The organism is Candidatus Electronema sp. JM, assembly GCF_048287415.1.
In the GTDB taxonomy this organism is placed as follows: Bacteria; Desulfobacterota; Desulfobulbia; order Desulfobulbales; family Desulfobulbaceae; genus Electronema.
In genome coordinates this window covers 1-9987 of record NZ_JBLWEN010000028.1, presented here as the reverse complement: position 1 = coordinate 9987, position 9987 = coordinate 1, and the positions used below count along the sequence as shown (strand labels likewise).

9 protein-coding genes are annotated in these 9987 nt (G+C 54.8%); 3 read left to right on the top strand and 6 right to left on the bottom strand.

Annotated elements, in window-relative coordinates; genetic code table 11:
* The 5 genes from ACNKH6_RS05895 to ACNKH6_RS05875 form a co-directional block, all read right to left on the bottom strand.
* Positions 1-83: cold-shock protein (locus tag ACNKH6_RS05895; protein ID WP_417914619.1), on the bottom strand; the 83-nt coding region annotated here is incomplete at its 3' end.
* A 108-nt stretch (positions 84-191) separates the two neighbouring features.
* Complete coding sequence (locus ACNKH6_RS05890) at positions 192-392, bottom strand: cold-shock protein (RefSeq protein WP_417914618.1); 201 nt, start codon at positions 390-392, stop codon at positions 192-194.
* Positions 393-615: 223 nt separating this feature from the next.
* A complete protein-coding gene (locus tag ACNKH6_RS05885) occupies positions 616-1263 on the bottom strand; it encodes an L-threonylcarbamoyladenylate synthase (RefSeq protein WP_417914617.1) in 648 nt (215 codons plus the stop codon).
* Positions 1260-3053, bottom strand: a complete 1794-nt coding sequence (gene purD / locus ACNKH6_RS05880) for a phosphoribosylamine--glycine ligase (protein ID WP_417914616.1) — start codon at positions 3051-3053, stop codon at positions 1260-1262. The genes ACNKH6_RS05885 and purD overlap by 4 nt, the downstream gene beginning before the upstream one ends.
* Before the next feature lie 85 nt (positions 3054-3138).
* A complete protein-coding gene (locus tag ACNKH6_RS05875; protein ID WP_417914615.1) occupies positions 3139-3411 on the bottom strand; it encodes a hypothetical protein in 273 nt (90 codons plus the stop codon).
* A 23-nt stretch (positions 3412-3434) separates the two neighbouring features.
* Between ACNKH6_RS05875 and lon the strand changes: the two genes are divergently transcribed.
* Genes lon through ACNKH6_RS05860 form a run of 3 tightly spaced genes read left to right on the top strand, consistent with a single transcriptional unit; the run spans position 3435 to position 7765 of the window.
* Positions 3435-5813: an endopeptidase La gene (gene lon, locus ACNKH6_RS05870; RefSeq protein ID WP_417914614.1), complete on the top strand. Its 2379-nt coding sequence runs from the start codon at positions 3435-3437 to the stop codon at positions 5811-5813.
* A 2-nt stretch (positions 5814-5815) separates the two neighbouring features.
* Positions 5816-6904, top strand: a complete 1089-nt coding sequence (gene ftsY, locus ACNKH6_RS05865) for a signal recognition particle-docking protein FtsY (protein ID WP_417914613.1) — start codon at positions 5816-5818, stop codon at positions 6902-6904.
* 3 nt (positions 6905-6907) lie between these two features.
* A complete protein-coding gene (locus tag ACNKH6_RS05860) occupies positions 6908-7765 on the top strand; it encodes a DnaJ domain-containing protein (protein ID WP_417914612.1) in 858 nt (285 codons plus the stop codon).
* On the opposite strand, the gene ACNKH6_RS05855 is transcribed toward ACNKH6_RS05860, so the two are convergent.
* Complete coding sequence (locus ACNKH6_RS05855; protein ID WP_417914611.1) at positions 7762-9354, bottom strand: phosphoethanolamine transferase; 1593 nt, start codon at positions 9352-9354, stop codon at positions 7762-7764. The two genes, ACNKH6_RS05860 and ACNKH6_RS05855, sit on opposite strands and share 4 nt — an antisense overlap.
* Positions 9355-9987: the final 633 nt, after the last annotated feature.

The window sequence follows — 9987 nt, the reverse complement described above, 5'->3', positions numbered from 1 at the left end:
ACGAACACATCTGCTCCGCCGTCCTGCTGAATGAAACCGAAGCCTTTGGCATCGTTAAACCACTTCACTGTACCTTCTGCCATGTTGCTGCTCTCCTTGCGAGCTGAACATCATCTGCTGTTGCTGTGCCGGACAGCACCGCGCCGCCCGGCATTCTTTGTGCTGCGCTGTATCAAGAAACACAGGGCTGCTTACAGTTTGACCACCTTGTCCGCTGCCGGGCCTTTGGGGCCTTGAACCACTTCAAAGCTCACCCGCACGCCTTCCGCCAGCGATCTGAATCCCTCGGATTTAATCGCAGAATGATGAACGAACACATCCGGTCCGCCGTCCTGCTGAATGAAACCGAACCCCTTGGCATCGTTAAACCACTTCACTGTGCCCTGCGCCATTTTCGACGTTTCCTCATTGTGCGCGGCTGCTGAGTGCGCCGCTTAAATCATTCAATCCCGGCAGTGAAACTGCCGGAGGCAGCCTTCCGCAGCGCAAACAAAAAAACCGCACGCCTCTGAAGAAGAGGATGATGCGGTTGGATTCATCGTTCGCGATCTGTGAAAGTGACTGCACAACATGTATGTATAGTAGCCGATCTGCGGGAGGAAGCAAGCTCTTTTTTCATGCGGGCGAAAAAAGATGTTCCTTCGTGTTTACTGCGGCGAGAAACGCGGCGATTTCCGCAAAGGGAATGCGGCCTTCCCGGCAGCAGCGCAGGGCCTGGCCATCCCAGCCGACTAAAGTAGAGCCTGCGCCGCCGGGTGTTTTCCCGCCGTCAAGGATCAGATCAATTTCTGCACCGAACGCCATCTCGACTTCAGCCGCCGTGACTGCTCCTTCTTTGCCGGAGCGATTGGCACTGGTGGCAGTTATCGGCCCGCCGAAGGCTGCCAGCAGCCGTGCCGCTGTCGGCTCCGGCGACTGACGGATGCCGACAGTTCCCGTGCCGCCAGTGAGCAGCTTGGGCAGATTTTTTTTTGCTGGAAAAATCAAGGTCAGCGGGCCGGGCCAATATCGTTTCATGAGCAGGCGCAGCGGCTCCGGCATTTCCTCCGCCAGCAGTGGCACTTGGCTTTGATCGGCAACTAAAACCAAGACCGGCTTGTCCGCCGCCCGCCGCTTGACCGCGAAGAGCCGCCGCAAGGCCTCGGCATTGAAGGGGTCAACGCCGAGGCCGTAATAGGTCTCTGTGGGAAAGGCGATAAGGCCGCCCTGTCGGAGCAGCCGGGCCGCTTCCTGAAAAGCCCCTTCAGAAGTGGGAACAATCACGCCGCTGGCTGGCCCTTGGCCTGCTGGAGGGCCTGATTTTTCGCCGCCACCTGCTCCTCCATTTCTTGAACGAACTGGCGCAGGGCTTCGCTGATTTCCTGATCGTTGATGGCGAGAATGCGGGCCGCAAGCACCGCCGCGTTTTTGGCCCCGGATTTGCCGATGCCCATCGTCGCCACTGGAATGCCGGGCGGCATCTGCACCGTAGAGAGCAGGGCATCCAAGCCGTTCAGCGGCGACGCGTCAATCGGCACGCCGATCACCGGCAGCGTGGTATGCGCGGCGATCACCCCGGCGAGATGGGCGGACATCCCCGCGCCGGCAATGATGATTTTCAAGCCGCGCCGGGCGGCGGTGCGGGCGTATTCAGCGGTCTGCTCCGGGGTGCGGTGGGCCGAGGAAATGAGCATCTCGTGCTTGATGCCGACGCTGGCAAGGAAATCTGCCGCCGCCTGCATCACCGGCAGGTCAGAGTCTGACCCCATGACGATGCTCACAACCGGGCCGGTGTGCTTTTGGAGGCGGCGCAGGGCGCGGTGGCCGATGTCGCGGCGGAAGTAGCTGCCTTTCCACTTGATTTTGTCAACCGCCTTGTAGGCCCGGTCAATGGCCTTGGCAATGGAGATATCCATTGCCGTCACGCCGAGAACGCGCCCGCCTGCGGTGAGCGTAGTCTGGTTCTCGATAGTCGTGCCAGCATGGAAGACCATGACATCTTTCAGCTTCGCCGCATTGACTAAGCCGGTGATCGGCCTGCCTGCCTTGTAGCTGCCCGGATAGCCCTCCGAGGCCATGACCACGCAAACCGCCGGGCGCGGGTCAATCTCCAGCTCGATCTCGTCCAGCGCGCCGTCAATAGCCTTTTCAAAGATTTCAACCAGATCGGTCTGCAAGCGCATCAGCAAGGGCTGGCATTCCGGGTCGCCGAAGCGGCAGTTGAACTCCAGCACATTGATTTTTTCGCCCTCAATCATCAGGCCCGCGTAGAGCATCCCCTTGTAAGGACGGCCTTCCGCCGCCATGCCGCGCACCGCAGGCAGCATGACTTCGTTCATCACCCGCATGGTCATCGAATCGTCCAGCACCGGCGCGGGCGAATACGCCCCCATGCCGCCAGTGTTCGGCCCCCGGTCGCCCTCAAAAATCGCCTTGTGATCCTGCGAGGAGGGCAGCGGCAGCACGTTCTCGCCGTCCACAAAGGCGATGAACGATGCTTCCTCGCCGGAAAGAAATTCTTCGACCACCACCCGGCTGCCCGCCTCGCCGAAAGCCCGGTCTTTCATGATCGTGTCAACCGCCTGTTTGGCCTCGGTCTTGGTCTGGCAGACCATCACGCCCTTGCCCGCAGCCAGTCCGTCGGCCTTGACCACGCAGGGCGCGCCGATTTTGTCAATGAATTTTTTGGCCGTCTCAGGCCGGTCAAAGGTCTCGTACTCGGCGGTGGGGATGTTGTATTTTTTCAGGAAATCCTTGCAGAAGACCTTGCTCCCCTCCAGCTCCGCCGCTGCTGCGGTGGGGCCGAAAATGCGCAGTTCTTTAGCCTGAAAACGGTCCACAATGCCTGCCGCCAGCGCGTTTTCCGGGCCGACCACGGTCAGGCAGATGCTCTCTCGGATGGCGAAGTCAAGCAGACCATCCACGTCATCCGCCGCAATTTTGACGCAGGTGGCCAGCTTCCGTATTCCGGCGTTGCCAGGGGCGCAGTAGATGGCCTTCACTTTTTCCGACTGGCTCAATTTCCAGACCAGGGCATGTTCTCTGCCGCCAGAACCGATGACCAGAACCTTCATCAAAATCTCCTTGCTCGGTGTTTGCGCGATTGCCGCCGCTGAAAAAAACAGCGGCGGCGGATGGCCGCTCTCGTTTGAGGCAGCATCATACCACAAAAACAGCAGCTTCCGCAACTGCTGAACAGCAGCCCTTTTCTCCCGCTGCGAAAACACTGCTTGTTTTTCCAGCAAGCGCAGGGCTGCGGCCGATGAAAATATTTCCCTGAAATAACAAAATATTATTGTAAAAATCGATAAGAAGCGGCAGCAAAAGCTCTGAGCCGGTGTTGAAAAAATATCCTTCCTTTTTCCCGCAGCTTGCTTTCTGACAGGCAGAAGCAGTATAGTGAGGAACGCATAGCTGTCTGCATTCAATCAACTACAAACTTCCCCGGAGAACGCATGGAAGAACACGCTCATCAAGCCAGCAGGCAGAAAGATCCTGCCAGCCTGCCCGTGCCTGACATCCTGCCGATCATGCCGCTGCATGGTTTTGTTTTCTTTCCCGGCATGGGCTTTCCGCTCCAGATCGGCAGCACGTCGGCCATGCAGTTAGTTGATCATGCCATGAGCGGCGACCGGATGATCGGCCTGGTGCTCTGCCACAAGAAGCAGGCATCGGTTAATGAAGAAATAACCAGCAAAGACCTGCACCGGGTCGGCGTGGTTGGCTATATTCACAATGTGACCAAGTTTGACGAGGGGTATTATCATGTCTTGGTCAGCGGCGTGCACAAGATGGCCGTGGCCGAGTACACGCAGGAGGAGCCGTGGATCAAAGGACAGATCACCCGCCTGCCGATGTTCTATGACGAGGAGAGCAGCGAGCTGCAAGCCTTGATCCTCAATCTCCGCAATCAGTTCAAGAAGCTGGGCAAGCTGATGGAGATTCCAGAGGAGATCATCGCCACCCTCGGCGCGATCACCGACCCCTACCATATCGGCTATTTAGTCGCCTCGCAGCTCAACCTCAAGGTTGAGGAGGAGCAGGAGATATTGGAGATTGTTGAAATCAACCTCATGCTGCACCGTGTCGCCCGCGAGCTGAACAAGCGGCTGGAGACGGTGGAGATGAGCAACAAGCTCCAGGAGGACATCAAAAAGGAGATCGACGGCAAGCAGCGCGAATTCTTCCTCCGCCAGCAGATGGAGGCCATCCGCAAGGAACTGGGCGAGGAGTCTGACGGCAAGGCCGAGCTGACTGAGCTGCGCAAGAAGGCTGATGCCGCTGGCCTGAGCGAAGAGGCGCAGAAGGCGGTCAATAAAGAGCTGGCCCGTCTGGAGCGCATTTCTCCGTCTTCGCCGGAACATTCGGTGGCCCGCAACTATGTGGACTGGATTCTCGACCTGCCGTGGAACAAAACCACGGAGGACACGATTGATCTCGACAAGGCCGAGCAGGATCTAAACGACGAGCATTACGGCCTTGGCCAAGTGAAGAAGCGCATCCTTGAATTTTTAGCGGTGCGCAAGCTGAAGAACGACATTCAAGGGCCGATTCTTTGCCTTGCCGGTCCTCCGGGCGTGGGCAAGACCTCGCTCGGCCAGTCCATTGCCAAGACTATGGGCCGCAAGTTCATCCGCATGGCCTTGGGCGGCCTGCGCGACGAGGCCGAGATTCGCGGCCACCGGCGCACCTACATTGGCGCATTGCCGGGCCGGATCATCCAAAGCCTGAAGCGGGCGGACTCCAAGAACCCGGTTGTGCTCTTGGATGAGATAGACAAGCTCGGCAGCGACTTCCGGGGCGATCCTTCCTCAGCCTTGCTCGAAGTGCTGGATCCTGAGCAGAACTCCACTTTCCGCGACCATTATCTGGATCTTGAGTTTGACCTGTCCAAGGTGCTCTTCATCGCCACGGCCAACATGCTCGACACCATCCCCGGCCCGCTGCGTGACCGCATGGAGGTGGTGGAGCTGTCCAGCTACACCGAGCGCGAAAAAGTGGATATCGCCCGCCGCTACCTGTTGCCCAAGCAGCTGCAAGAGCACGCCCTCACCCCGGACGATCTGGAGATGAACGACGAGGCCCTGCTGGAAGTGATCCGCTCCTACACCCGCGAGGCGGGCGTGCGCAATTTGGAGCGGGAGCTGGCTTCAGTGTGCAGGGGCGTGGCGGCCAGCATCGTGCGCGGCAAGACGGAAAAGGTTGTGGTCACGCCTGAGAAAGTGCATGAGTATCTCGGCGTGGTGCGCTACTACCCGGAGGTGAAAGCCCGCAACTGGGGGCCTGGCTTGGCCACCGGCCTGGCGTGGACACCGGTCGGCGGCAAGATACTCTTCATCGAGACCTCGAAGATGAAGGGCAAAGGCGGTCTCAGCCTGACCGGCAAGCTCGGCGACGTGATGAAGGAATCCGCCGCCGCCGCCCTGACCTATCTCCGTTCCCATGCGTCGGCCCTGAGCCTTGATGAGGATGTGTTCTCGCAGATTGATCTGCATGTCCATGTCCCGGAAGGCGCGACTCCCAAGGACGGCCCCTCCGCTGGCGTGGCGATGGTCAGTGCGCTCTACTCGGTGATCAGCGGCAAACCGCTGCGCCGCGATGTGGCCATGACCGGCGAGATCACCCTGCGCGGCGACGTGCTGCCGGTCGGCGGCATCAACGAAAAGGTGCTGGCCGCCCTGCGGGCCGGGATTAAAGAACTGGTGCTGCCGCCGCAGAACGAGAACGATGTGCTGGAAATGCCGGAGAAGGTGCGCGCCGAGGCGGTCTTCCGCTACCCGCACACCATTGAGGAGGCTCTGGACTATGTCCTCGACAAACAGGCGGGGCAATAGTCATGCTGGGCTGGTTTAAAAAGAAGTTCTTCAAAGGCGAGGAGGCTGCGGAAGCCGCTCCTTCGCCTTCTCCTCCGGCTGAAGAAATATCCGCCGCCGTCCAGTCTCAGTCTGCGGCGGGCGGCGGCGAGCAGCAGAAGCCCTCGATGTTCAAGCGGCTGCAAGAGCGGCTGGGCAAAAGCCGGGACGCGTTTGTCCACCGGCTTGACCGTCTGCTGCTGGGCCGGAAGAAGATTGACCAAGAGCTGTTTGACGAGCTGGAGGAGCTGCTGATCACCGCTGATCTGGGCGTGAACACCTCCCTGCATCTGCTGGAGACGGCCAAGGAACGGGTCAAGCGCGACCAGCTCAGTGATCCCCAAGCCCTGAAGCAGGTGCTGCGCGAGCAGATACTTGCCTTCCTCCTCGCCTCTGACCGCCCGGCAGAGCTTGCACTGCCGGAGGATGGCCCCTTTGTAATCATGGTTGTGGGCGTGAACGGCGTGGGCAAGACCACCTCCATCGGCAAGATCGCGGCCAAGTTTGTCAAATCCGGCCAGTCTGTTCTGCTGATCGCGGGCGACACCTTCCGCGCCGCCGCCATTGACCAGCTCAAGATATGGGGCGGGCGCACCGGCGTGGAAGTGCATTGCGGGCCGCCGAAAGCTGATCCCTCCTCCGTGGTCTTTGACGGCGTGGCCAAGGGCATTGCCAAGAACTACGATGTGATCATCATTGACACCGCCGGGCGGCTGCACACCAGCGTCAACCTGATGGAAGAGCTGAAAAAAATCCGGCGGGTGATCGGCAAGAACCTGCCTGCCGCTCCGCACGAAGTCATGCTGGTTTTGGACGCGACCACCGGCCAGAACGCCCTTTCGCAGGCCAAGCTCTTCCATGAGGCAGTCGGTGTCACCGGGTTGACCTTGACCAAGCTCGACGGCACGGCTAAGGGCGGCATTGTCGCCAATATTTGCCACGAGCTGAAGATACCGGTGCGCTTCATCGGCATCGGCGAGCAGGCTGACGACCTGCGAGATTTTGATCCGCAGGAATTTGTTGATGCCCTGTTCAGCAGAGACGGGAGTGGCGGCGAGGCTCCCGCAGCATAGGCGATGTCTCGTCCGACTGGCTCCGGCTGCGGCGGCTGCCTGATAATCGTCATTTTTCTTCTATTTGCTCTACAGCAGTTTTTGCAGGCAACGGGAGTAGAAGGGCTGGTTTTCCTCATTGTTCTTCTGCCCTTCCTTGCTGTGGCCGCCGCCGTGGCCCTGTTTTTCGGCTTTGCCCGCACAATGCGCAAGCGGGCCGAGGCCTATGAGCGTTCCCAGACCGAAAGCCACAACCGCTTTGTTTATCTTTTAGTCAATATTCTGGTCTGCATCGCCAAGGCGGACGGGCATTTCACCCAATCCGAGCTGCGGACTATGCTTAGTTTCTTCCAGAATTCGCTCCATTATAATCAGGAGCAGATTTACTGGGTCAAGCAGCTCATCAAGCAGGCCAAGGACAGGCAGCAGAATTTGGAAAGCCTGCTCGCTGAATTCCGCCGTGATTTCGACGGCTACAGCCTGATTCTCCTTGATCTGATTTATCAGATCATCTACACCAAAGAGCCGGTGCTGGAGCAGGAGCTGCACTTTGTCCGCCGCATCGCCGCCTTCCTTCAAATCAGTCCGTATGAGCGGCAGACGATAGAAAATAAATATCGTTACGGATCGAGCAGCTATCAGCAGCGGAGCCGCACCGCCGCCGGAGCTGCCGTTCTCTCGGAGCGGCATTACTATACCGTATTGGGCGTGGATGAAGCGGCTGATTTTGCCGCGATCAAGAAGGCTTACCGCACTCTCTCCATGCAGTACCACCCAGATAAAGTGGCTCATTTGGGCGCGGAGTTCAAACGGGCGGCTGAGGAGAAAATGAAGGAGATCAATGCCGCCTACGATTATTTCCGCAAGAAGTTTGGCAACTAATGCAGCATATCCAGCTCTGGATTATATACGCTCGTCTGCACCTCAAAAAGGCCAAGCAGGGTATGAAATAAGTTGTCATGACTGAAATGAGCATCTTTTCTTCCCTTGATGTTACCGAGGTTGAAATGTCTGCAAAATTGTTCGCTGAACCAGAGCAATGCGCCGATATGGGTTTGTGCGTCTGGGGCAATGCTGTACGGAATGCCATGCAGGTAAAGTCCGCCCTCACCTAAACTTTCGCCGTGATCTGCGATATACAGCATTGCTGTCTCACGATCTTGGTTTTGCTTCAGAAAGTTGATTACCTTAGATAAAAAATAATCGGTGTAGCGGAGCGCGTTGTCATAAGTGTTGATAATTTCCTCATTGCTGCATCGCTCAATTTGATTAGTAGGGCAAACTGGCTTAAAGAATTCAAACCCTTTTGGATATCTTTTGTAATACGCTGGCCCGTGATTGCCCATCTGATGCAAGATGATGAGCATATCTTTGTCCTTATTCTCCTCCACGCGGCGGGAAAGGCCAGTCAACATTCCCTCATCTCGGCATTCGCCATCAGCGCAGACAGGATTTTGCTCCTCGGAACGAAAATCTTCATACGTCACACGCAAAGCCACTCCTTTTGAATCCGAGTTATTATCCCGCCATAAGATATTTACTGAACCAGTCCGTTGCAGTACATCCAAAACATTTTCTGTACGCTGCGCTTTTTTCTCGCTGTATTCTGCTCTGGTGAAATGGGAAAACATGCAAGGAATGGAGTATGCGGTTGAGGTTCCGCAAGACCTCATCTGAGAAAAATTGATAATAGATTCTTGTTGCAGCAAAGGATTCGTTTCTCGCTGATAGCCATTCAAGGAAAAATGATCCGCTCGTGCGGCTTCACCAAGCACTAAAATGATGAGCTTTTTTCTGGCATCAGGACGGCGTGTGATTTTTGCGTCAAGACCAAGTTTGGTAATATTTTTGCTCGGCCTGTCGAATATTTCGCCAAGATATTTTCCGGTAGAATAGATATAATACGTCGGATTAGTGTAATATCTGAGCGGCTTCTGCTCTCTGAAAAATGAAGTATAAAACCTGCTGAAAGGCAGCATGAGCAACAACAAAAGCATGATAGATACAACAACTGTTGCTGTTTTATCTATGAAGCTTTTTTTAAAGCTACGTGGCGCAATTTTAATTTTATAGATAAGCAAGCTTGGCAAGATGCCGAGCAGGATGAGATAACCCAGCAGCTCAATATTGAGCAGGTCTGTCACTTCCGCAGGTGAGGTGTCAAAAATGCTCCTGATCATTGCCTTGTCAATGACAATATCAAAATTATCCATGAAATATGCCGATACCGATGACAGCAAAAAGAACAGTATCAGGACAAATTTTGTGGTGTATTCTGACGAAAGCAAGGAGATAAGCAGGGTGATGACTGTCGCCAATCCTGCGGCTAAGGACAGTAAAAATCCGGCATTTTCCCAAGAAAGAGGATAGACAGATACAACATGCCGGAAGAATGCGAAATTGTACAACAAGACAAACAGCAGCGAGGAAAGAACCGCCAGTTTAGTCTGGCTTATTTTTATTTGTGTCAAGATAGTTATTTTTTACAAATTAAATATGCGTGCCACATTGCTTTTTTTATATTTTTTATGCATATCCGGCACCTCTTTTTTAGAAAAATTACAAATAAACTTTAAGATAATTACTCTCATTATCAATTGTATACACCAGAAGTCATATGAATAATTTTCATTTAATACGTTTTACAGTAAGAAATATCACCGACTTGTTGGCAATATATTGAGAGAGTCAGCTACAAAATTATTTTTTTAGTAGCTCACTGAATATTAACGGAACCTAATAAATAGTTAACCGTCATGAACATCATGAAATAAGCTGTCGTTTTGGATAAGAGCTTCTTGCAGGCTGCCAAGCCTCTGCAATTCAAGAGTTAGCGAGTTCGTATCGTCTTGTTATCTTTTGGACACTCTTCTATGAACTATTAACCTGTGACACACGTGGACGGAGAGGATGTTTCTCCAAACTGCCAAAAACGGAAAATTCAGTGGAGTTGGTTTGAAACATCGGAAAATTAATAGACACTATATCGAATTTTAGGTTGCAATATTTTAAAATTTATGTTACTTGTTGTTTAACTTTGTTAATTTAAAATTTAAGCCCCAAAAAAGGCAAACTGGCGAAGAGGACATAAAAATGACAAATTA